Below are 23,933 nucleotides of genomic sequence, written 5' to 3' on the forward strand. Positions count from 1 at the left end.
AGGCAAGCCTTTTCGCATACTAAATTACTTTAGCATTCTATACAGCAAGCAAACTGGCTAAAACCTGTACCGGGTGTCGAACTACCTCCCCTTCAAAACGCTTAACTTGACTGCGGCAGGAGTAGTATTGCGACTTCAACGCTCCTCAATACAGGTTGAATAAGGTGAATTGCTTTTTACCCATCGCCCCTACAATGAAAACCTATTGATTAACTACAACGAGCGGTTAAATTGCTCCACGGCCTCTACAACACGGCTAGCGCCATCTTGTATTTCATTCATCACATTGCCTGCTTTTTCAGAGAGCTCTAGCGTATCTAGTGCTTCTTTTTGGCATTTAGCGATCAGCTTAACTGCGTTATCTGTTCGCTGTAGGTTTTCACTGACCATTGTGACAATTTCATCGGTGGTTGCATTGGTTCTTGTAGCAAGCTGTCTGACTTCATCAGCAACAACGGCAAAACCTCTACCATGCTCACCCGCACGAGCCGCTTCTATCGCCGCATTTAACGCCAATAAGTTAGTTTGGTCAGCGATACCACTGATGCTATTTACCAACTCGCTAATACGCGATGAGTGCGCTTTAAGCTCGTCAATCGCGGTGTTCGCTTGCTGCATTTGCTCGGAAAGTATCTGCATCTTTTCTAACGTTGAGCCTATAACCTCTTGCCCTTGCAGGGTTTGTGTACCAGTTTCTTGGGAGATTTCGTTCGCCAATTGCGCAGCCTGGGCCATTTTCTGTTCCTGCATCACCTGCTGGGTAATATCTGTCGCGAACTTAACGACCTTGTAGAGCTCTCCTCTGTCGTTATGGATAGGGTTATATGAAGCCTCTAGCCACACCTCTTCACCATAACGGTTAACTCGTTTGAATCGCTCTGATGAAAATTGCCCTTTTGCTAAACGTTGCCAAAACTCACGGTAAGCTTGAGAGCTCGACTCTTCCTGATCACAAAACATGCGATGATGCTTCCCTTGAATCTGATCAAGCGTATAACCCATTGTGTTTAGGAAATTATCGTTGGCTTTTAAAACATGGCCATCTAATGTGAACTCAATCACCGCCATAGAACGACTTAATGCATTTAGCATGTCCTCTTGCTCACGGGATGATTTGATCGTTCGCGTAAGTTCAGAAGCAAAAACAAAAAAGCTTTCTACTTCTCTGTGCTCATTTAAAACAGGCTGGATAATCGTTCTTAACCAGGCTTCCTCACCATTACCTTTCTGTACTTGCAATGCCCCATTCCAGAACACTTTATCTTGGACGGCTTTCTTCATTCGATGAAAGTGATCTGTATTGCGCGAATTTGACGGTACCAATTCAGTAATTGATTTCGTTAAGATCTCATCATCATTTAAGAAAAGTTCTTGCTGTAGCTTAGTATTTGCAGAAGTAATGAGGCCTTTACTATCCAATGTTAAGCGGATCATCTCTTCATCTAAACTGGTTTGGATTTGCTGCAGGATTTGCAACTCCTGCTTTAATCGTTGATTTTCTTGTTGAAGCGACTTATTAAAAAACATGACTTTCTCTCATTTGACCGACCTTCGGATTAGTCAAAGGTTTATTATTTGTATACCGAATAAACTGCAAGCGGCAAAATCGTTTGGTTGCATATTCAAACGCGATTTCTATTTCTTATCAAAGGACCCCGCAGGGAATACGGCGATTTTTTCTCCAGTGTAACCTAAGCGCAGTATACTGAAATTTCTTCAGCACCCAAGTTGTTTATATATTTATCAATATTAAAGCTCTTTATCGCCAATTTGAGGTTTGTATTTGTGGATATACTTATATGGAGAAGTGGTGTGTTCAGATCAATAAGCCTTTTCATTTAAAAAAAGGGCCTTGACTTAGTTCCAATAATTTTCGCCGTTTTACCGCTTTTCCACCCGACTTTTGAGCGATTACCCACTCCTTATTCGCTTGTATTTCTATTAACAACGCACGGAGGAACCAGCAACAAGCGCATCGATTTGCCCAGTATCAATACGTTGTGGTATCCGCTCATTCAGTTTGCCGTGAAGGTGATGAATCACCACCTCACCAGTCGACTCGTCACGATCAGAAATGAGGCAATGAGGTAATGAGGTAATGAGGTAATGAGGTAATGAGGTAATAACGCATGACACCAGAGATTACATTATGTGTCCAACATTGTGCCCACTCCTAAGTTTCATAACTTCCTTCCCTCGGACGCTTCTATCTCTCACCACAGCAACTATGCTTTAAACGACATGTATTCAATTGTCTAGCTTCAACATATGAAGGTTAAGTGAACATAAACAAGCGAAGGAAACAGGGCCATGGAAGTCGATAAAAATGATAAGTTAACAAAAAAATTACAGATAGTGATTCATTGGTCTGTAAGAGTATTGTCGATAGTTATGTTGTTTGTAATCGTCATGGGTGTGATAGATGTTGCATGGACGATATATCAAAAACTTATCACGCCACCTAAACTTATTCTGACGATTTCAGATATGCTAGCCACTTTTGGTGCTTTTATGGCCGTTTTAATTGCTATTGAAATTTTCATCAATATAACTATTTACCTGCGAGAGAATGTTATTCATGTAAAAATCGTCATGGCCACCGCGCTGATGGCAATCTCCCGAAAGGTCATTATTATAGACTTTGAAACCTTGTCTCCAATGTACCTGATTGGAATTGCGGCTGTAGTTCTTAGTATGAGTCTTGGTTACTGGCTGATCCATAAACTGCCCAATAAGAGCCATACTGAATAAACATCTCAGCCTCCCGGCTTTGCAGATACTCTCAAGGCATGAAAGAGCCTTGTCTTGGCACGTTGAAGCTAATAGATTCCTCCATGCTAGGCTCTATATACTACGAGACTACAAGATTATAGAGTAGTGCCTAGGCGGAGAAATTATCGATATTATTTTCTAGCAGCTAATCTTTGAGTATTGGCACAGCTCAATGGGGCAAGTGTTGCTCCAGTTCCCCATCTGATTTATACCCTCAACATCTATGTATTTTAATTTCAACTTTTCCGTGATCCTCTTAAACAAGGTCGTCACGAATAGCCTGAAGGATTACATCCGGCTAAAAGTAACCGCCAGAAAAGTGATTGTCAGGTGGTCGGTCATCTCGCCGTAAAATTAGCTCTTAACGCATACCTTCAGCTCAGTTTGCGAAAAAGCCTTAAAGGTCAAAGTAACTTTCAATCCCATTCAGAGTGTTGGTCGTGGCCACAGCGGCTAATATCAACCCCATGATCCGACTTACAGCACTAGCTCCTGTATTCCCAATAATCCTGTGTATGCCGCTGGCCATTAATAGCAAGATATAAACAACCAATAGTACCAGCAGCATCATAGCCACTGTCTGGACTTGCTCCCAAATATTAAACCGCACGTTCTCTGTGAGTAAAACGGCGGCTAATATTGCGCCAGGGCTAGCAATTGATGGAATGGCTAGAGGAAAAACTGCTGTATCATGATGACTATTGAGCGTTCTGATTTCTTCTGCTGGTTTACTCTCACCAAATATCATAGTCAAAGCAAACAAGAACAATACGATACCGCCCGAGATTTAAAACGCAGACAAGGGAATACGCATTGCTGTAAGTATGATTTCACCAGCAACAACAAAAAACAGTAGGATAGCAGCGGAGAATAGAGTCGCAAACAGAGCGACCTTACGCTTTGCCACTTCTTCATAGCTTTTTGTGGCTGCGATAAAAACGGGCACAGTACCTATGGGATCGATGACAGCAAAGAAAAAGATAAAAGTTGCCACAAAGTCAATCATGCTACTTTCTCCAGTACCAATTTAGCTTTAAGGATAGAAGATCAGCTTGAAGTAGCAGAGAAAATGTTTGACGCTAACATAGCGAGAGCTCATTCAGAAAAACAAAAATGGTGCGTTATTTACAATACAGAACTTACTTCTATCCTATCGATAACTATTAATATCTCAAAGGTAATGACTACCATACCTAACGGTAGTCGCCATCGCTTTAGACTTCTCAGAGAACATCAAAAAAAACAAGTGAACGAGAAGAATATCGACGTCATAAGATAGTGAGGCTTTAGTGTTTATACCAGTGCTCTTTTGACTCCATTTGAGCTTTTACTTCTGCACTATATTCAGCAGTAGGTCGTGCCAATAACCTTGGAATGCCGATAGGTTCTCCGGACTCTAAACAATAGCCATACTCCCCTGCGCGCAAGCGAGCCAACGATCGTTGAATCTTAGGTAACAGCTTTTGCTCTCTATCTATGATTCTTAATGCGATTGCAGATTGCTCCTCACTGGACGCCCTATCGCTTTCGTCACTGAATTCCATTGGCGCAATCATCTCTTCTTTCGCGCGTTCAATATGCGCTAACGTCGATTCATAAAGCTCAAATAATCGGTTTTCAAAAAATGCGAGCTGAGCTTCATTCATATAATCCGCCTCGGGCGCTGCAAGAATTTCTTCTTCTGTCATGACATGCTTTTTCTCTTCGTTCATAGAACCTCCACACCGAGATAAGAGTTCGCTCTCTAAATTCCGTACATCTGAATCTGTATAACTTAACGACGAATGAATGCGCCAATAAGGTGCAGTACTCGACACAGTCACAAACTGCTTGATGCCAGAGTTAAGATCACCGACTATATTAATTGTTATATTATAACATTACACTATAAAGAGCATGAGCATGAACACCCAGAAACTCCCTGTTACGGTTTTGTCCGGCTTTCTAGGCGCAGGAAAAACAACCGTTTTAAGTCATATTCTTAACAATAGACAAGGCAGAAAAGTGGCGGTCATCGTCAACGACATGAGCGAAGTCAACATCGACGCAGCGACCGTTCAGAATGAAGTTTCTCTCAACCACAGTGAAGAAAAGTTGGTTGAAATGAGTAACGGCTGCATCTGTTGTACCCTGCGTGAGGATCTACTTGAAGAAGTTACTAAACTCGCGCAAGAAGGCAGATTCGATTACTTAGTTATCGAGTCCACTGGCATCGCCGAGCCACTCCCCGTTGCAGAGACTTTTACTTTTGCCGATGAAAACGGGCTCTCACTTTCAGACGTTGCACGTTTAGACACCATGGTTACAGTAGTTGATGCGATTAACTTTCTGCGTGATTACGATGAAGCTAAGTTCTTAACAGAAACAGCCGAATCCTTAGGTGAAGACGATGAACGCAGCGTCGCCGACTTGCTCGTTGATCAAGTAGAGTTCGCTGACGTTATCTTGATAAGTAAAACCGACCTCGCTGAGAAATCAGAAATCGAAAGGCTTCTTGCTATTCTTAAAACTCTCAATACATCGGCCACTATTCTTCCTATCTCGAATGGTGAAGTAGAACTTGATGCGGTACTCGACACACAAAGCTTCAGTTTTGAAAAGGCACAACAAGCCCCAGGTTGGTTGAAGGAAATGCGAGGCGAGCACATACCTGAAACCGAAGAATACGGCATTTCCAGCTTTGCCTATCATGCGAGACGCCCTTTCCATCCAGAGAAGTTTTACGACTTCCTCCACAATGCGAAAGATTACGGCAAACTAATTCGTTCCAAGGGTTATTTTTGGCTAGCAACCAGACCAGAGTTTGTCGGTCAATGGAGCCAAGCGGGAGGCATCGCACGTTATGGTGTTGCGGGTATGTTTTGGAAAGCGATTCCGAAGGAGGAATGGCCGACGGATCAAGATTACCTCGATGCTATAAACGACATTTGGCAAGAACCATACGGCGATATGCGACAAGAATTGGTGTTTATTGGTCAGGGATTAGAGCAAGAGAAGCTGATTGCTCGTCTCAACGAATGCTTGTTAACAGAAGTTGAGATGGAGCAAGGGCTCGACTATTGGTTATCTCTGGAAGACCCTTTCCCTGAATGGGAACAGTAAACGACTGAGATACAAAAAACCTCCCACCATTCGGGAGGCTTTCTCGTTACACAGAGCCAATTTTGGTATACCGAGCCAATTCAGTAAGTCCGTTCTCGAAACAACCCGAGCAAACATGCAGCGAGGGAATCCTCACCAGTGCATTCAAAGCGTCTTCTTCTGACTCAACTTAGCTATTTTCTTTGGCCAAGGATCTTCAAATGTTGCCCCTTGTTGCCATTGCTCCAGTTCCGCATCCGTTAAAAAGCAGTTTTCCAGCGCATCAATAAACACATCGATTTCGTTTTCTTGCCCAATCACCGTTAAGCGACAACGACGATCACCAAAGCGGCTTTCAACACTGTCTATCTTATCTTGCAGGATTTGACGATGCTCTTCAGTGAAGTTTTGCGATTCGTCATTGATTATCGAAGCACGCCAAAAGCCTGTAATTTCAAGCCCCACGTTGCCGTTTGCTTGACTCCAAAGCAGTGAAACATCGTCTCGAGTTGGGAACCAAAAGAACCCTTTACTACGGAACACACCTTTAGTTAAATACTGATGGCAGGTATTCCACAAACGCGCAGGATGAAAAGGCCGATCGTCTTTGATCACTTTGGCGACAAGGCTTTGTTCGTCTTTATCAGAGAGATTCAACGGCTCATTCACCGTCTCACGAAGTTCTGCGATTAGCTGCTCAACAAGGAAGAAATTGTAGTCTTGCTCACCTTTCGACATGCGGATATCCAAGTTTCCCCATGACGTTTTGATTATCTCGGTGTAAACATTAAGCGGGTGAATCGCCTGTGCGATGTTGCGAACGGTATTGTCGTCCACTTTGTCCGTCTTGGTGAGCATGATACGGTTTGAGAACATGATTTGCTCTACCAACAAGTTTTCAACGCCGCGAACACCCTGCTGCACGTTCTCCTGCCACTTAGGGATTAAGGCAGAACCTTGTCGATAGTCATCTCGCAACCAAGTCGCATCCACCAACGTAATTACGTCTTTGAGTGCGAATTGTGCGTTACTTTTGAAGTACTCGACCAAAGGTAAAGGATGACTACTGCCCGACGTTTCAATCACAACCCATTCTGGCGATTTTTCTGCGCAGAGCTTTTTAAGGGCTTTATCGAGCTGCTTTACACCACTCAGGCTGCTGATGCTGTCTCCACTGATCGTAACAAAGTTGCCCTGCTCTTCACTCACCGCATCGGTATTTAAGATAAGCACGCCATCGACGTCTAACTCACTCATGTCATTAACAATAACGGACAGATCAATACCAGAAGAATCGGCTTGTTGAAGAATGTTGCGTAAAAACGTGGTTTTCCCGGACCCGAGAAACCCATGCAAAATGGTGACTGGAATTGATGGCATACTTTTGACCTACAAACTCTGGATGAACGCATGTTATAACATAACAACTTAGTGAGTTATAGAAGGAATCCAATTGCTGTCTTAGACGCAAAACTTAAGAATCGGTAAAGATCACAGGGGCTGATTTCTCAGAACTCTCCTTCGTTTCTCATCACGTTTCATCACAAGCAAAGGTCTGACTATTGATAAAAATAATAAGTGGTTACAAAACGACCATTGCTTTGTTTATAAAATTGGAGAAAGATGACAATACAGCGATTTATAGGAGGTGGTGTTATGACTTTAGTTCTTACCGTTCTTATTTTCCTAAGTTGTATTGCGATGCTCGCAATTGGTGTGATGTTTTCACGTAGGCCGATCAAAGGCGGAGGTTGTTGCAAAGCGTCCGATGTTGCGGATGTGGGCACACGTAAAAGAAAAAATCGCAGTCATTATTCTTCTAGGAACACATATTGACACTCACCTATTGCTCCAACCTCACAACACAAAATAGCATAACTGAGCCCTAACAAATTGTCGGGACTCAGTTTTTCGTTTCTACTAGATAATCAAACTCTGATACTCGCGCCAAAAATGAAGGTTTCTGGATGTTAGGAAGCGACTTCGCGATAGGTAAGTCGGCTTTCATTGCATCAACCGGACGATTACGAACTAAAACTTCAAAATGTAAATGTGGTCCGGTTGAACGACCAGTATTCCCAGAGAGGGCTATTTTTTGCCCACGCTTTATAACTTGACCTTTTTTAACCAAGATTTTATTCAAGTGTAGGTAACGAGTTTTGTACACACTGTTATGTTCAATCACTAAATAATTACCGGCATAAGGGTGCTTGCGGACCGCAATTACTTTTCCATCCCCAGTAGAATAAACTGGCGCACCGATTGGTGTCGCGAAGTCCGTTCCGTTATGCGGGGTGACTCTTCCCGTCACTGGGTGTTTACGCTTGGGGTTAAACCCAGAGGTGATTCGGCGGTATGCCCTATCGACAGGATAACGGTTAAACGCTCGCTCCAAACTGTTACCAGCTCTATCATAGAACCGTCCATCCTCGGCTAGAAATGCAGCGACTTCGCCCCTCGCTAAGTTAAAAGAAATAGCCTTAATCTCACTATTGCCAGTTTTGTGTTCACCTAAATATTGCTGTTTCACTAATATATCGAAACGGTCACCGGCTCTAAGAGGTCGCGCAAAATCAATCTTATCTTTCATCACCTGCGTAATATTTGCGACGTGGCCTGATGCCAATCCTACTCGATGTGCCGAGACTGAAAAACTCCCTTTGATTTCTCCCGAAAATAAGGTTTCACGCCATTCCCCTGAAATTTCCTGAAATTCGTAAGAGAAGGAGCCATCGTTTTCTCTAGTGTAGATAGCCTTCTCTACAAGGCTCATATGATAAATTAGTCGACTCAATTGCCCCATGTCATCCATCACTAATTCAAGCTCTTCTCCGGGCTTAATCATATCTAGCTGCAGGTGATCAAGATCAACTGAGAGAATTTGCTGCAAAATACCGTAAGGGAGACCCAATTGAGCGAAGATACCACTGAGCGTATCTCCCACTTTAACTATATAGTGTATTTGTTTAGGTTTAGGCAACGGAGTCAAACTGACATCTGAGGGAACCACTATCTTTGATGATGGAGGTGGTGACGAATCACTGCTTTGATTCAGTTGAACGCTGTGACTATCTTGATTTGGCTCATCCTCTGTAGGTAGAAGCAAAGCGACCGAAAAACAAAACACAGCAACGATTAAAGCAATAAATTTAAACTGACTCATGAGAAACTAAGTATCAATAATAACGATTGTTATGTTATAACATATCTAGGATTATTTTTACTCAGTTTAGTAAACGTTTATTCAGTTCACTGGATTGGCTAAGAGAAGACCAGTCATTCAACCCATTCTCTTTGAGAAGGCTCAATAATGAACACATTCAATTCAGCACTTATCGTTGCAGGAACACACGGAAACGAACTTTCTGGTATTTATTTACATAAACTAATCAAAGAAAAACGTTACTCTGTCAATAGATCAACCTTTTCAGCCTGCTCGATCATCGCAAACTCCGAAGCAGTAAAACACAACGTCCGATACATCGATACAGACTTAAATCGCGAGTTCTCAGCAATGAATAGCAATCATTGTCCTGATTTGCATGAAAGCAAGATTACACATCAATTTATCGAGAAATATGCAAACCAAGAAAAACTGTTGATTGTTGACCTGCACAATACAACAAGCAATATGGGAGCGACGTTGATTTTGCTTTCTAACGATGTTTTTTATCGGAAACTGGGCGCGTACGTCAAACAACGAATGCCATCAGCACATATCCTTTTCGAAGAGCGAAAAGAATGGCAAGAGCAACCTTACCTTTGTACTGCTGGGCAATATGGAATAATGATTGAGGTCGGGGCGCAAGCACATGGTGCCCTAGAGTACAGTACGTTGGAGTTGATGAAACAGATGCTTACCGCAGTATTGGACTATGTTGAAAAGCACAACCTCAACCAAATAGGCTTACTGAGCGATTATGAGGCGTTTTTTTACACCGAAGAAATCAGGGTTCCACTTGATCAAGAGGGTATGCGGCAAGCACTAGTACACCCTACTATTTGTGGCAGAGATTTTGAGGCGGTCAAACCAGGAGCACCTTTATTAGCGACTTTCGCTGGTTATGATATCCATTGGAATGGCAAAGGGGAAATTTACCCGCACTTTATCAATGAGAGCGCCTACAGTACCGCAAATATAGCAATGGCCCTCGCTAAAAAAAGACGTGTTTCTCCCGTGTAACTTAAAGCAAGTAATTAGGCCACGTGTAACGTGGATACCTCACCCCATGAATAAAACTGTGCCTGAGCCGCATAGGCAGAAAATACGGGTACTAACTCCACCCTAATACGGCAGCATAAGTGCCTTAAGCGCAGCTTTAAAAGAAACCCCACTAGAATTTTAAGGAGGTAAGACATTATGGTTAAAAGGAGAGTTTTCTCTTTTCTATCATGATGCCTTCTCCAAACATCGAAATAATCTATCTTCAAATTGGTCATCTAGACCGGAAGAGATCAGTTCTAGGCGGCTTTCTGAACACTCGTCTAGTTCAAACTCTGTGAGTCCATCTGATGTTAGATTGTAACCAAAAATACCGCTTCCCGTGATAAAAACCGCTTTCATTCGTTCGACCTTGAGGTCGAGCAGCAATAATCTCAGCTTTTGATGATCGAACACGTTTTCAGCGGATATACGCCAACCGATACTGTAGAAACCTTCCCCCTGATTGGTTGCTTTTAGAATGCCGCTCTCAGGCATAGGCAACTCAGGAACAAGTGACTTTTTCTCTCTTTCACGATAAAGAACAGAGGGCGTTTTTTGCACGTCAATACGAGTCGCTCCCCCACATTCATGAAAAGGGATAGCGCCATGTTCAGCGAAAATCACTTTTGTTTCCCGCAGACCGAGCTTTGCTATATAAGCCGTCAGCTTTTGCTCATCTTCATCTTGATAGAGATCGCGCTTATTACCTACCACTGTATCTGCGATAGTGATTTGCTGGTTAAACGTTTCATGCTCAGTGTACTTAGGATCCGATAGTTTACGTGCATCGACTAAAGTAATGTTTTTTTGCAAAGCGAGAATTTGACGATAATACTCGGTCGATAGCACTTGCAGTACTTCTTTAGGATGACCAAGACCTGTAGGCTCAATCAACAATCGATCTGGCCTTGCTTCAGACAATAATTGATTTAAAGCGATTTGCATCGGAAGACCTGCTGCACAGCACATACATCCCCCGGGGACCTCTCGAATAAACACTTGGTCTTGTTGTTTTTTTTGGCCTTGTAACAAGCTGCCATCAATACCAACTTCGCCAAATTCATTGACCAATACAGCCCAACGTTCATGACTCGGTTTATGGGTCAATAAGTGCATTATTGCCGATGTTTTCCCCACCCCGAGAAAGCCAGTGATGATGTTAGTCGGCACTCGCGAAATCAGTGGCTTATTAAAGTTCATTGGCAATTCTCCGGTAGCCTTGGACTAGTTCATGGTTGGCAGAAACGACGGATTCGGAAAAAGCTGAATATTCTGGCGGCACTTTAGAGATACTCTCTAAATCAAAACCGACACCAATATTGGTCATCGGTGGTACATGGAAATAAGCGGGTAAATCGAGGCCATCGACGACACAGTTATGACGAATAACACACCTCTCACCGATGACGCTATTGAACACGACGGAGTTGAAGCCAATGAAAACATCATCACAAACCTGGCAAGGACCATGAATAATCGAACGATGAGCAATGGATGAGCGCTCACCAATGGTCACCGCAGCCCCTGCCTTAGAGTGAATTACGACACCATCTTGGATATTGGTGTCACGTTTGATGACGATAGCTTCCATGTCTCCATGGTTATTAACTTCGTCAGCTCGAATAACAGCATAGGGTCCAATAAAAACGTTATCCTCAATAATGACTTTGCCACAGATAATAGCGGTTGGATCGATAAAGGCTGTTGAGGACACCTGTGGCATATGGCCCGTTGGGTTTCTTCTTAACATAATGCTTCCAGTTTGTTTATGGCTCTTTTTTTACGGTCAGCGACTTAACGATTGAAGGATAAACGCATCGCTCCAGCTGGTTTATCGATGACTTTGTTATTGTCATAAACTAGCGCGCCATTGACCCAAGTCTTTTGAATTTGAGCTGAAAATTCATGTCCAGCAAAAGGCGACCAACCACAATGATATAAACTGTTTTCGTTGCTAACTCGTGTTGGGGTATGAGCATCAACCAACACCAAATCGGCGTAGTAACCTTCACGGATAAAACCTCGGCCTTGAATGCCATAGCGAATGGCCGAGTTGTGCGCAGTTTTTTCGACTACTTGAGTCAAACTCATATGACCTAAACGGACATGCTCGAAGAGAGTAAGTAACGCATGCTGAACTAACGGCAGTCCGGCTGGAGCCTGCTCGTAAGGCACTTGTTTTTCTTGCCAAGTGTGAGGAGCGTGGTCTGTTGCAATGATATCTATTTGCCCCGTATTTAACGCTTTTAACAACGCATCGCGGTCACTAGGAAACTTGATTGAAGGATTACATTTGATCAAGTTACCAAGAGCGCCATAATCTTTGTTGCTGAACCAAAGATGGTGAACACAAGCCTCCGCGGTGATTGATTTGTCTCGAATGTCTCCCTCGTCAAAAAGTGCTAGCTCCTTCGCCGTTGTGATGTGCAGCACATGCAGTTGGCTGTGATACTTTTTGGCAAGTTCTACCGCATAAGAAGATGAAGCGTAACAGGCCTCTTCGTCACGCAAAATGGGATGGTCTTCGATAGTGAAACCTGGCTTCTTAAGCCTTTGCTTTTGCTGGTTTTGTTTAATAACAGTCCCACTTTCACAATGAGTAACAATGAGTACTGGAGAGTCACGAAAAATTGACTCTAACGCTTGCGGATCTTCGACTAACAAATTTCCTGTTGATGCCCCCATAAATACTTTCACACCACAATGTTGTTTGGGGTTAAGTTGTTTAATCTGTTCAAGATTGTCTTCGGTTGCACCGAGGTAGAAAGAATAATTCGCAAACGAGCTTTCTTTAGCGAGAGCGAACTTGCGCTCTAACGAGTCAATAGTCGTTGTAGCCGGACTAACATTGGGCATTTCCATGTAGCTTGTAATACCGCCGGCCACCGCTGCCCGCGACTCACTTGCAATTGTGCCTTTATGTGTCAGCCCAGGTTCTCGGAAATGCACTTGATCGTCAATCATGCCTGGCAGTAAGTAAGCCCCTTTAGCATCAATTACAATATCTCCGTGTTGTACGGATATATTAGTAGCAATCTTGTCAATTCTTTGATCAACAATACGTAAATCTGTTTCGGTAATGGCTCTTTCGTTGACCACCCGAGCGTTTTTAATCAATGTTGCTGACATAATTCATTCTTTTAGATAATTTGAAAAGGTGGCCAATACTCGGTCACCTTGTGAAGCTATAAGGGGAGATCGTGTGTCTGCCTCATAGGGGGCGGTTTGCGCATTCATCGCAAACACAGGAAATCTCAAATTGTGGGCTAAGAACGGTGAAGCCTTCTTGTATGGCTTTCGCACATACGCTAGAAATAACATTGGCTTCAACCGCTATTTCACTAACCTTTCCACACTGAGAGCAAATCAAAAACTGTGGAACGCCATGCTCCTGATCGCACGCGATTTGAGAACAAACGACGTATTTACTAGATGTATTGAGCTTATGGACAAAGTGCTCTGCTTCAAGGAAATCGAGTATTCGATAAACCGACATCGCTTGAATGTTTTGAGAAAAGTTGTGATTGCAGTAGTCAACTAGTTCGTAGGCAGAAAGCGGCTTCTCCGCATATAGCAGTGAAGTCAGTATCAATTTCCGTTTAGTAGTGAGTTGTTTACCTCGCAGCAGGCAGATTTTCTCTACCTGCTTCATGACGTCATCTACCGTTTTGAGCTTTCTCATATCTCTAGATGAAATCCAATGTGAGTAGTAAGCGACGTTCATTGTCTGCAACATGTGGAGAGCGATGTATAAGTCCAGTGGCTTCATTGCCTTCCCAACCACTTCCTTTGAGCAGGGCAACATCGCCAGGCTGCATTCGTCGTATGGCACTTTCAGAGTCGTATAAGCCCGATAGGTGATCAGGTTGACCAAGACTACCGGCACCGAGTTTAGTGCGATCAATGGTATCGTTGGTTAACCATTCGGTCGCTCGGCCGGTATAAGTTATGACAAGTCTGCAAGGCACACGATCAAAGTGAAATTTCGGGCACATCGGGCTGTCTAGGCGAGTTAGCCTCAAACCTGCTTCTTTAACCTCAAACAAACAGCAGAACATATCGACGATTAAAGCAACATCTTCACTCAGCGCATCAGCACACGCATAGCCCTTTAACTTGCTGTACCCATTGTGCAGCATCATCTGGCGTGACACTTTGTACCAGTGCCAATCTAGGCTCCTGTGCCAGCATCAGATTAATGTCCTTCGTCAACTCTTTCGAGAGCGTTCGCTGCCATATGGCAATATTGTGCTCTGGTTTGTAGATGTCGCTAAGTATGTTCGCTGATGTCGATATCGCCAACGATGATGTTGTTTGGACACGAAGCGGGTTCTCAACTACATCAATGCTCATATATCTTCCTCCCAAGCGTTAAAAAGGTCAGGTAAAGGTTTTAATAACGTTGATTTTCTAGGGCTATGAGACCTAGTAATCGTTACGATTTCGCTCTAGTTCACGGACATATTGACACAGTCCCACCCCATGTAGAGTCAAGTCAGACAACGCTTGTGAAGAAATCAACGTTTACTCTCTCTCAATAGGAGACTACTGGTTGTGAGATCAATTCTTTAAACAACAAATTGTAGAGCCCCAAACAAAGCAATGTTATAACATAACAATTAATCTTTTCAATATTTACCTTTTTTGATTAAAAATAATTAGGGGAACATCATGAGCATGCGAGCACGGAAATTATATTCCGCGATTAGAAAAGTAACGCGTAGGTGAATCGCCATAGACCCGACGAAACATCGCGATAAAGTTGCTGGGCGTCGAATAACCCAAAGCATGTGCAACCGCTCCTACAGATTCCCCTCGAGCTATCATTTCTAATGAATGTATTAGCAGTACTTGTTGCCGCCATTCATTAAAACTCATGTTTAACTCACTTCGAATCAATCGTCTTAACGTCCGAGATGAGACAGCCCCAATATTGGCCCAATGCTCCACAGAATGTTTGCTGTTTGGGTCTATTAAAATTGCTTGAGTAACTTTTTGCAGTCTCGGATCTCTGGGCAGCGGGATGTGGAGTGACTCATGAGGGCTATTGACGATTTCATCGGATATTACGGCAAGAATACGTAAAGACTGTATGGATAGATCGTCTGTTTTGCTCCATATCGATGCTCTAACCGATAGGGCTTTCAACACATCGCTCATTTGGATAACACAAGGTCTCATTGGAAACCGCTCACAACTCTCTGGAGTAAACAGTAATGAACGACCTTTCAGAGAACCACAAAAATAAACACTGTGCATCGCACCCGGGGGGATCCAACCAGCTCGGTGAGGTGGTAGTATCCACGTTCCTTCATCGGTTTTGACCTGAATTAGCCCTTCATCTATACACAGTAACTGGCCTCGATGATGACTGTGCCAATTATGTGGCCGTTGATCCAAATGGTTGAAGTCGCTCCTTTCATGCTGCCACTCCTTAACGATCAGTGCGGCGCCATTTTTCCATTCGCTGTAATCAGAGTTTGTCACTTTATTTACTCAATTCCATTTTGGCCATTATTCATTATTTTCTGTCCTCTTAACGTTACCATAGCAAGTTAGCGTTCGAGTAACATTTTAGCAACGACCATTTTATCGAAGGCAGAACCATCATGAACGAACCTATCTTTATTATCTATTACATTACGGCAGGCTTGGGCATTGGCTTTCTCGCAGGACTCGTTGGTGTGGGTGGTGGTGGAATGGCCGTCCCTATTTTTGCGTTTCTATTTTCACTACAGGGAATAGCTGATACGGAAGTAGTGCATCTTGCGTTGGGGACATCAATGGCTTCGATGATTGTTACAACATTGGGCAGCATGCGCGCTCACTACAAAAAAGAGAATGTAGACTCGACAATGGTAGTAAAAATGTTGAGCGGAGTTCTAGTCGGAACATTTTGCGCCACATTCGTAGCATCGTATCTACAAGGAGTCTATCTGGCAGGCTTTTTCAGCGTATTCATGTTGTATGTTGCTTATAAGATGTTTCTCAACACTGAAAATGAGTACAACCCTAACCCACATGGGGCTATCGGTAATATCACTGTAGGCTCGGTCATTGGCTCTGTATCAGCACTTGTCTCTATAAGCGGTGCGGGGTTGATCATCCCCTATCTTGTCCAGCAAAATTTTGAAGTAAAACGTGCTATTGGAACCTCTGCTGCGATAGGTTTCCCTATCGCGCTGTCAGGAAGCCTCGGTTACATGTTAAACGGATGGGAAAATACAGATTGGAACAACTTAGTCTTAGGATACATATACCTTCCTGCAATGCTCAGCTTCTCCATTAGTAGCTACTTAACTACTAGCCTCGGCGTGCGTTGTGCAGAGTATTTCCCAAATAAAGTTCTTAAGAAAATCGTTGGTATTTTGTGTGTTCTTCTAAGTTTCAAAATGTTGGTACAAGTACTTAGTTAGAGCAAATAACACGGTCACTAGTAGGCCTTGCACTATGGTGAAAGGATAAGCCTGCAAAAACTTACTTCTCGCTTTGCTGGTCCAAGCACACAATGTGTAAGAAAGCTCCTCATTGTTGCACTCTTATGACTTTGTTAACCTGGCCAGAATTACATCCAAAATGTGCTGATGATTGTCCTTTCTGGAAACCTCGTCACGCTCCTGGCAAAGTGCTTCCTCCCCTTCTGATGCGAGAATTTTAATGCCACGCTCAGTACATTCTGCGAACGCACTAAACTGACTCGCACTGGGGATCTCTTGAAATGTTACATTGGGAAGAGCAACAAGTGATTCGGCTGGTGTCAGTGCGGGATATAGCCGATCAGAGAGCGCCACCACGGTGATAGCATTGTTCATCAAGGCCAGAGTTTCAGGGACAAAAGTTTTCGTTAGCTCAGGGTTGATAACGACGACCGATTTCAGTTTGTTTTCAGACTGAAATCGGGGAAATTTTTGATCCGGGATGCTGGTAATATCAACGTTATTTTCACGTAACCAATGACAGTCTACATTGGTGGCGTTGTGACACGATGTTCGATATTTCTCCGGGCTTATTTGCGCTCCGGAGAGCATCAGCATAGATGTGCCGCCCAGAAAAAAGCCGACCCCCTGCACTGCATCAGTATCTACGCCTCCGGACAGTATCCCGACCGAACTTAATTCGTTCAGCCCAAGCACCAAATCACTGGTTCTGAATGTGATTTCATCGACAGCCATTTCTGCATTGATTTCGTTCGGTGCAGGAGGCTTTGGTACCACAACGACATAACCTTGTTGCGCCAGGCTCGAGGCTATCCAACCACTGTGGGAAAACGCTGACCGTGTTCCGCCCTGCGACAAAAGCACAACGGGAAATTTTCCACTTGCTAAAGGGGCATCTAACTGCGTTTCGACTGATTTAAAAATGTTCCCCCTACCAAACGTGAAATTGTTTTTTTCGTTCGTTGTGGGATACCAATAATAGACTTCTACTGGCTTATCTCTGTCTTCACTGAATCCCGTTTTGATTGTTAGCGCAGAATGGTATTTCGGCTCATTCGTACTGGCGCTGGCACTGACACACAATGTAGCGAGTAGAAACGACATTATTATTTTGGTTTTCATTTTTCCCTCAGCCGGTCAACACATTATTCTGCACGGCATCTAGAAAAATAACGCGCAGGAGATTCTCCATATATTTTGCGAAACATAGCAATTAAGCTATTCATAGTCGAGGTAACCCAAAGAAAATGATAGACCGCTCCAGCTAGAGCCTTTCTTTTCAATAATTTTCTGCGGATATCCACCATGCAGAAGTTTGTACTTTACTCATTGTAAACGACTAATCATGGCCTCTTAAGGCAACATTAGAAAACCAACCGTATTCACAATCCATAACTCCATAACTCATAGTTACACCGATGTATATCTAAGTGAGCTGAAGCTTCATTGCCCATCCAGTGCCCTTTGCATTTTTATAGCAAGGTAGCCAAGCACCATTTTATTACGGACCATTGCTGCCTGCGCTAATGCTTTTGTTTTGTATCGTAACTGATTTGCTTACTGACGTTCTTTAGTTGCACTCCTACCTTATTAAATGCCTTTTGAATAGTTGTGGAAACATGCTGGCGGCCCTCTCCTTCAAAAAAGTTAGCTCGATCTTGCTTCGTTTCGAATACACAGACTATTTCTAAACTTTGTGGAAAAGAAGAGAATTTGACGGTATGAGTCACCCAAAGAAAGCCATCGTAGCCTTTTAGCGTATCTTCACAAACTTCGGTCAACACTTCTCTAATTAGATTCTCGACCTTCTTATCTGATTTGCGCATGAATTAAACTGCCTTCCTATCTAACGCCTTTAATTAGGTCTCAGTCTACATTGTCTTAAACAGTATTTGGCAGTGGTATTTAGTCAATAGCCTGTAGATGAGGTTATTCGCACGAAGATTTACCGACCTACTCGCTTCGAACTACATCTTACGCTGTTAAAAATAAGCGCTTTGCAACTCTACAAAACGCTTCTAACTTATTAGATTATTTTAAGTGTGTTTCAAGGAATGCAGAAACCTTGTCCATTGCAATGCCGACTGCTTCTGGATGGTCATACAGTTCATAGTGAGACCAATTTTCCAAATTAACCAGCTGTCGGTCTTTTGATTGAACAGAGCGGCCATAAATTTCCTGCCCATCACGATAAGCACCAAACGCCCCGACTTTTTGCCCTACCACGGCCATAACAGGCTGAGTCAATAACGTTTCGGCAAATGCAAAGGCATCCCAGCTCAGTGTTTTCTGTGCATGTGAAAACAGCATACGAGTTGCACCACCTTCGGTTTGTCCACGTGATGTTTTGTAGTATTCAGTAGCTTCGAACACGTCTCGTTCTGTTAATCCATTTTCTTTTGCAAATTCAATATTTGGAGGAAGAAGTTCATCGATTTTCAGCTCTGAGCCGCGAGCTTCGGCTGTTCTCTGTGCAGCCATAGCTTCAAGATTGGCGATAGGGTCGTACATACTAAAGCCTTCACGGAACAAGCGGCCTAAGTTAACAGGCGTAATACCTACGACAGCTTTCAAGCGCTTTTCGGTTAGGGCTGAATTGATCATGTAACCACCACCGCCGCAGATACCGAGTCCACCAATTCTATTCTCATCGACATATGGTAAAGTTACTGCATAGTCGATAACGCGACTGATATCTTCAACACGTTGACTTGGGTCTTCTACGTAGCGAGGCAATCCTCCCGATTCTCCTTGGAAGCTCGCGTCAAATGCGATCACGACGTAACCTAACTCAGCAAGGGCTTTACCATAGACAGCGCTGGATGTTTGTTCTTTACAACTACCAAAAGGATGAACACTTATCATTGTTGGGTAGCGTTTCGATTCATTGAAGCCTTCTGGGAATAAAATTAATGCAGACATATCCCAAGACATATCAGCATTTCTAAAAGTGATTTTTTGCATATTCATAATCAATACCTTAAGAGTAAAAAGCCTTGAGAGCAGAAAGGCTCGAAGCAATTGAGCCTTTCATCGGGAATATTAAAGAGTGCGTTGGAAGAAAGATGCGAGTTGGGATACTGCGTCATCGACGTATTCGGCAACATCATAAAGCGACATATGGTTTGCACCATCAATGGCATACAAGGTTTTATCTGAACTCGCTGCACGCTCTATCAGGTCATCACTCATCCATTTGCTGCCTGCGTCACTACCAACGACAGCAAGAATTGGCTGAGTTAGGAATGCTTCCGCTTTGTGGTACGCATCGTAAGTAATGATCTGGTTTAAGTTACGAGTTAGAGCAAAACCCGGCGCATTTGGATGTTCACAACGTGGTGTGTGGTAATACTCCCAAGCTTCGCGTAGCTCTGCATTTGAGGCATCTTCTTCACGCATCGGAGCTAGAGGAATAGTCGCGAATTCTGTACCATTCGTGTCGGTTGTGCGAGCATTCGAACCAAATTCTAAGTAACCAACAGCGTCAGCATCGTTAACCGAATTATCCCAACCATTACGGAACATTTGGCCAATGTTTACGGCACTAACCATACCCAGTGCTTTGATTCGACGATCATTGATCGCTGCATTTGCACTATAGCCCGCACCAGCACAAATCCCCATTGCGCCAATTTTATCGTTATCGACGTACTCTAACGTTGTCAGATAGTCGACGACTGCGCTCACGTCTTCAGTACTCGTGTAAGGGTTTTCCATTTGGCGAGGCTCACCTGTACTTTCACCTTGATACGAACGGTCAAACGCAATGGCAATTATGCCGCTTTTTGCAAGTTTACTCGCATATAGGCCTGCGGTTTGCTCTTTTACGCCACCACCTGGGTGTGAAACAACAACTGCAGCATATTGTTTACTTGCATCAAAATCTGTAGGGAAGTTGATAACCGCTGAAATCTCAATACCTTGACCATTGAGATTTTTGAAAGTGACTTTAGACATAGCGACATTCTCCATTAGAGGTTAACTGTTCATCTCAGGCTGACCTGAGCTTCGAGGTAATATTAGTCAACACACTGTTTCGGATAAATATCATTTTATCTACATGACTGTTTAGTTATACTTAACAAATGAGAATAGAACCTTCTTTAATTTCATCACTGACGTGGTTTGCACATATTGCTCGCCATCGCAGTTTCACTAAAGCAGCCTTAGAAATGGGGGTAACCCGTGCTGCCTTATCACAACACCTAAAAGCGTTAGAACAACAGCTACAAGTTCGGTTAATTAATCGAACCACCAGAAGTATGTCGCTGACAGAAGAAGGCCAACGTCTGCTTGATATTTTGCAACCTTCATTGATGAACATTGAGCAGGTCGTTAACGAGTTGAACGACTCTCATCTTGAGCCTTCGGGATTAATCCGTATCAGTGTATCAAGAACCGCTGCTCGGCTGCTTATTGAGCCCTATCTAGGTGAGTTCCTCTCTCGTTATCCTAAAATACGCCTAGAGCTAATCATGGATGATGGGTTTTCTAACATCGTCGCAGAAGGCGTTGACGCTGGCATTCGCTTAGGATTAAGCTTAGATGAACATATGGTTGCGGTCCCTATTACTCCGCCGTTAACAACGGCAATAGTGGGCTCTCCTGAATACTTTAGGCAAAATGGACTACCTCAAACTCCTGAGGATTTAGAAGGTCACAATTGCCTTGCTTATCGTTTTACCTCTAGCGGAACAATTGATCATTGGTCCCTAACCTCTCCAGATGTTGCAAAGCGCACCCTAGTTTTCGAGCCTAAAGGCAATGCTATTTTTAATGATGACTATAGTATGTTACAAGCTGCAATACAGGGTGTGGGTTTAGTGAAGCATATTGATTTATGGGTGGAAAAGCACATAAATGAGGGAAGATTGACCCGAGTTCTGACACCTTGGTGCAAAGAGTTTCCAGGGTTTTATTTGTATATACCTTCACGAGAGCATATGCCGAAAAAAATCCGCGTCTTGATGGATTTTTTAATCGAAAAGCGCGAAGCTCTGAAACCCAAAGAGTAATTGTCAAATTGCTTTAAGTAAAAAAAGCGAGCACGAGGCTCGCTTTTAACTTTCTGTTTTCGTTATATATTACAATAGCTCAACCGATTGTTTGGCTATCACAAATTCCTCGTTAGTAGGAATAACAAGAGCTTTGGCACCTAACAACTCAGATGTTGCAATAACACCTGCGTTACCAAATCTTGCATCTTCGTTACCTTTCTGATCTTCAACAAAACCTAACAGTTTTAGGTTTTTCAAGATTTCACGACGAATTGGTAGTGAGTTTTCACCAATACCACCAGTGAAGATGATGCCGTCTAATGAATCCAGAGCCGCGAGGTAGGATGTAATGTATTTCGCAACGCGGTAAGTGAAGATCTCAAATGCCAACTTCGCACGTGAATTCCCCGCTTCCATTGCTTCTAGTACGCCACGAGCATCACTTGTCACACCAGATACACCTAAGAAACCTGACTTCTTGTTCATCATCTCGAACACTTCGTCTTTTTCCCAGCCTTTACGGAAAAGGAACTCGATAACACTTGGGTCGAGGTCACCACAGCGAGTGCCCATCATTAGGCCAGCTAACGGCGTCAAACCCATACTTGTATCAACACATTCGCCATTTTTAACCGCACTCACTGATGCACCGTTACCTAAGTGCACAGTGATAAAGCTGCTTTCTTCAACCGGCTTATCTAGCATTTTCGCTGCTTCACGGCTTACGTAGTAGTGGCTTGTGCCATGAGCACCGTAACGACGCACTTTATGCTCTTCGTAAAGCTCGTAAGGAAGTGCGTACATAAAGGCTTTGGCTGGCATTGTTTGGTGGAAAGCAGTGTCGAATACAGCAAATTGAGGCAGTGAAGGGAACGCCGCCATTGCCGCTCTCATGCCTTCAGCGTTCGCTTTGTTATGAAGTGGTGCAAGTTCAGCAAGGCGCTCTACTTCTTGAATAACTGTTTCATCAACTTTCACAGTTCCTTTAAAGGTTTCACCGCCTGCGACAATGCGATGGCCTACAGCGACAAATTTTGAGCTCAAACCTAGAGTTTCGAGTAGTTTTACCACTCGCTCAACAGCGTACTGATGATGGTTACCGCCAGCTGGAATTGCTTCAACGGTTTTTTCTCCCTGATATTTCCAACTGATTTCAGCTTCAGGTAGGCCAAAACACTCACCAATACCTGATACCAAAGCTTCACCGGTTTCAGAATCAATAACAGCAAATTTTAATGAAGAGCTACCAGAGTTGATCACCAGTACAAACGAATTAGACATGAAATAGTTATCCTGTTGTAGAGCAGAGGTTGTAATAGCGCTTGTGCGCTGCGTACTTCTTGTTTGCCCCTCTATTATTCAATAATTTTTTAATCTTTCAACAATCTTTTAGTAAAAGCGATTTGATTGAACAAATTTTGTTGATCTGTAGCAAGTTTTGATTTTATTTGAAGACTAAAAAATATCACTTGTTAAACATAATTTATGAATAGGTCAATTTGTACAAAGTCAGATATATAAGCTACGTTGTTTATTGGGTGAACAAAAATAACAAACCAATCAATAAATCGGGGTAATAATGTGCCCACTATTGCATTTCTATTAGTGATCTTAGGTTTGATTTTGCTCTGCTGGGGATGGCAGATGACAAAAAACATCTGCTCGAAAACTGACGTAACCGGGTGGACTTTCCTATTATTGTTAATCAGCTGTTTCATTTTTGCTTATGCCGTTTTTTTGCACGCTATCATGCAAAAACCTATTACTTCTCTCTTAGAAACGGGGGTTTCTCTTATACTTTTTGGCGGCAGTATCTTTGTCGTGCTGGTGATTAAGTGGAGCAACGATTCGATATTAAAGCTTCATACTGTTGCTGAAAGAGAGAAGCGCAATGCCGTCCATGACGCTCTTACTGGGCTCCCTTATCGTAAATACTACTTTGAGTCTATCGAAGACATGACACAACCTGAAGGCCAATGACTGATTCAAATTATGAGATAGCCTCAAAAACGTCGAAAGATTGATAATACGTTTCAAGGTAAGCTGGTTAATTTCTTTTCACAGCAAGCCGCACTGAAGGCTCCCGCTCTATCGTTGAGAACACGATTGCGCTAGCACATGGATTAGGGTATTCGGTCGTAGCAGAAGGCGTTCAAGACATGGACACACTGCATTTTTTGAGAAGTCGAGGCTGTGACATCATTCAGGGTTACTTGTTCTGCCCTGCCCTTAGACGAAGTAATAAGTTGGGTAAACAAACACGATGAAAAGCAAAACCGTATTAGACGCGCATAAAAAAGCCGAGCGCTTTGCTCGGCTTTCAATTCTTTTTGTGTGCCGTCCTAAATAAGGTTGACACTTTCTCCCCCCAAAATTGGAGAGTGTTATGAAATCAACAACTAAAAGAACTCAGCGCGATTACTCCCTCGCTTTTAAACTCAC

21 protein-coding genes and 4 pseudogenes are annotated in these 23,933 nt (G+C 43.2%); 7 read left to right on the forward strand and 18 right to left on the reverse strand.

What is annotated here, in order from left to right:
- Positions 1–213 precede the first annotated feature (213 nt).
- From R7127_RS27055 to R7127_RS27065, 3 genes and pseudogenes are all read right to left on the reverse strand, one after another.
- Complete coding sequence (locus tag R7127_RS27055) at positions 214–750, reverse strand: methyl-accepting chemotaxis protein (protein WP_372036153.1); 537 nt, start codon at positions 748–750, stop codon at positions 214–216.
- A pseudogene (locus tag R7127_RS27060) lies at positions 748–1,527 on the reverse strand (PAS domain-containing protein); the annotation flags it as partial. The pseudogene R7127_RS27060 and the gene R7127_RS27055, both read right to left, overlap by 3 nt.
- A 414-nt stretch (positions 1,528–1,941) precedes the next feature.
- Complete coding sequence (locus R7127_RS27065; RefSeq protein ID WP_146106997.1) at positions 1,942–2,136, reverse strand: hypothetical protein; 195 nt, start codon at positions 2,134–2,136, stop codon at positions 1,942–1,944.
- 174 nt (positions 2,137–2,310) lie between these two features.
- Here R7127_RS27065 and R7127_RS16025 point away from each other — a divergent pair, with 174 nt between their 5' ends.
- Positions 2,311–2,751 carry a phosphate-starvation-inducible PsiE family protein gene (locus R7127_RS16025; RefSeq protein WP_005375731.1) on the forward strand — a complete coding sequence of 147 codons (441 nt, stop codon included), beginning with the start codon at positions 2,311–2,313 and terminating at the stop codon, positions 2,749–2,751.
- A 418-nt stretch (positions 2,752–3,169) separates the two neighbouring features.
- Here R7127_RS16025 and R7127_RS16030 read toward each other — a convergent pair.
- Together R7127_RS16030 and R7127_RS16035 are read right to left on the reverse strand one after the other, a co-directional pair.
- Positions 3,170–3,778: pseudogene (locus tag R7127_RS16030) on the reverse strand (MarC family protein).
- Between the two features lie 280 nt (positions 3,779–4,058).
- The gene (locus R7127_RS16035; protein ID WP_025767657.1) at positions 4,059–4,484 is read right to left on the reverse strand and encodes a TraR/DksA C4-type zinc finger protein; all 426 of its coding nucleotides are present in this window, start codon (positions 4,482–4,484) and stop codon (positions 4,059–4,061) included.
- Positions 4,485–4,674: 190 nt separating this feature from the next.
- Here R7127_RS16035 and zigA point away from each other — a divergent pair, with 190 nt between their 5' ends.
- Positions 4,675–5,874, forward strand: a complete 1,200-nt coding sequence (zigA, locus tag R7127_RS16040; RefSeq protein WP_033906943.1) for a zinc metallochaperone GTPase ZigA — start codon at positions 4,675–4,677, stop codon at positions 5,872–5,874.
- Positions 5,875–6,018: 144 nt separating this feature from the next.
- On the opposite strand, the gene R7127_RS16045 is transcribed toward zigA, so the two are convergent.
- Together R7127_RS16045 and R7127_RS16055 are read right to left on the reverse strand one after the other, a co-directional pair.
- A complete protein-coding gene (locus tag R7127_RS16045) occupies positions 6,019–7,233 on the reverse strand; it encodes a CobW family GTP-binding protein (protein ID WP_025767655.1) in 1,215 nt (404 codons plus the stop codon).
- A 523-nt stretch (positions 7,234–7,756) separates the two neighbouring features.
- A complete protein-coding gene (locus R7127_RS16055) occupies positions 7,757–9,016 on the reverse strand; it encodes a peptidoglycan DD-metalloendopeptidase family protein (RefSeq protein WP_318141800.1) in 1,260 nt (419 codons plus the stop codon).
- A 147-nt stretch (positions 9,017–9,163) separates the two neighbouring features.
- Here R7127_RS16055 and R7127_RS16060 point away from each other — a divergent pair, with 147 nt between their 5' ends.
- Entirely contained in the window at positions 9,164–10,036 is an 873-nt protein-coding gene (locus R7127_RS16060) for an aspartoacylase (protein ID WP_318148459.1), read from the forward strand.
- 207 nt (positions 10,037–10,243) lie between these two features.
- On the opposite strand, the gene R7127_RS16065 is transcribed toward R7127_RS16060, so the two are convergent.
- From R7127_RS16065 to R7127_RS16090, 6 genes and pseudogenes are all read right to left on the reverse strand, one after another.
- Positions 10,244–11,257 carry a CobW family GTP-binding protein gene (locus R7127_RS16065; RefSeq protein WP_005375717.1) on the reverse strand — a complete coding sequence of 338 codons (1,014 nt, stop codon included), beginning with the start codon at positions 11,255–11,257 and terminating at the stop codon, positions 10,244–10,246.
- Positions 11,247–11,807 (reverse strand): carbonate dehydratase, encoded by a 561-nt coding sequence (locus tag R7127_RS16070; RefSeq protein WP_017821071.1) that lies wholly within the window; start codon positions 11,805–11,807, stop codon positions 11,247–11,249. Before R7127_RS16070 ends, R7127_RS16065 begins: the two co-directional genes overlap by 11 nt.
- A 44-nt stretch (positions 11,808–11,851) precedes the next feature.
- Positions 11,852–13,186, reverse strand: a complete 1,335-nt coding sequence (locus tag R7127_RS16075; RefSeq protein ID WP_172563868.1) for a dihydroorotase — start codon at positions 13,184–13,186, stop codon at positions 11,852–11,854.
- An 82-nt stretch (positions 13,187–13,268) separates the two neighbouring features.
- Positions 13,269–13,739 (reverse strand): Fur family transcriptional regulator, encoded by a 471-nt coding sequence (locus R7127_RS16080; protein WP_017821073.1) that lies wholly within the window; start codon positions 13,737–13,739, stop codon positions 13,269–13,271.
- A 4-nt stretch (positions 13,740–13,743) separates the two neighbouring features.
- Positions 13,744–14,410 (reverse strand): annotated as a pseudogene (locus tag R7127_RS16085) (DUF1826 domain-containing protein).
- Between the two features lie 339 nt (positions 14,411–14,749).
- Entirely contained in the window at positions 14,750–15,544 is a 795-nt protein-coding gene (locus R7127_RS16090; protein WP_005375710.1) for an AraC family transcriptional regulator, read from the reverse strand.
- A gap of 122 nt (positions 15,545–15,666) precedes the next feature.
- Here R7127_RS16090 and R7127_RS16095 point away from each other — a divergent pair, with 122 nt between their 5' ends.
- Positions 15,667–16,473, forward strand: coding sequence for a sulfite exporter TauE/SafE family protein (locus R7127_RS16095; RefSeq protein WP_062730947.1), 807 nt, complete (start codon positions 15,667–15,669; stop codon positions 16,471–16,473).
- Between the two features lie 123 nt (positions 16,474–16,596).
- Here R7127_RS16095 and R7127_RS16100 read toward each other — a convergent pair whose 3' ends face one another.
- The 4 genes from R7127_RS16100 to R7127_RS16115 form a co-directional block, all read right to left on the reverse strand.
- Positions 16,597–17,616, reverse strand: coding sequence for an alpha/beta hydrolase family protein (locus R7127_RS16100; RefSeq protein WP_062730946.1), 1,020 nt, complete (start codon positions 17,614–17,616; stop codon positions 16,597–16,599).
- A 401-nt stretch (positions 17,617–18,017) separates the two neighbouring features.
- Positions 18,018–18,320 carry a hypothetical protein gene (locus tag R7127_RS16105; protein ID WP_005375707.1) on the reverse strand — a complete coding sequence of 101 codons (303 nt, stop codon included), beginning with the start codon at positions 18,318–18,320 and terminating at the stop codon, positions 18,018–18,020.
- Positions 18,321–18,525: 205 nt separating this feature from the next.
- Positions 18,526–19,464 (reverse strand): alpha/beta hydrolase, encoded by a 939-nt coding sequence (locus R7127_RS16110; RefSeq protein ID WP_017635745.1) that lies wholly within the window; start codon positions 19,462–19,464, stop codon positions 18,526–18,528.
- A gap of 72 nt (positions 19,465–19,536) precedes the next feature.
- Positions 19,537–20,451: an alpha/beta hydrolase gene (locus R7127_RS16115; protein WP_017821078.1), complete on the reverse strand. Its 915-nt coding sequence runs from the start codon at positions 20,449–20,451 to the stop codon at positions 19,537–19,539.
- A 128-nt stretch (positions 20,452–20,579) separates the two neighbouring features.
- Between R7127_RS16115 and R7127_RS16120 the strand changes: the two genes are divergently transcribed.
- A complete protein-coding gene (locus R7127_RS16120; RefSeq protein WP_213879534.1) occupies positions 20,580–21,509 on the forward strand; it encodes a LysR family transcriptional regulator in 930 nt (309 codons plus the stop codon).
- A 69-nt stretch (positions 21,510–21,578) separates the two neighbouring features.
- Here the strand turns inward: R7127_RS16120 and R7127_RS16125 are convergent, their stop codons facing one another.
- Complete coding sequence (locus R7127_RS16125; RefSeq protein ID WP_017821080.1) at positions 21,579–22,772, reverse strand: acetate/propionate family kinase; 1,194 nt, start codon at positions 22,770–22,772, stop codon at positions 21,579–21,581.
- A 468-nt stretch (positions 22,773–23,240) separates the two neighbouring features.
- Between R7127_RS16125 and R7127_RS27070 the strand changes: the two genes are divergently transcribed.
- Together R7127_RS27070 and R7127_RS27075 are read left to right on the forward strand one after the other, a co-directional pair.
- Positions 23,241–23,471: a hypothetical protein gene (locus R7127_RS27070; protein WP_224721257.1), complete on the forward strand. Its 231-nt coding sequence runs from the start codon at positions 23,241–23,243 to the stop codon at positions 23,469–23,471.
- A gap of 71 nt (positions 23,472–23,542) precedes the next feature.
- Positions 23,543–23,786, forward strand: a pseudogene (locus tag R7127_RS27075) (EAL domain-containing protein); the annotation flags it as partial.
- Positions 23,787–23,933 lie beyond the last annotated feature (147 nt).

The sequence above is a fragment of the Vibrio sp. 1159 genome, from assembly GCF_033340395.1.
Taxonomy (GTDB): domain Bacteria; phylum Pseudomonadota; class Gammaproteobacteria; order Enterobacterales; family Vibrionaceae; genus Vibrio; species Vibrio alginolyticus.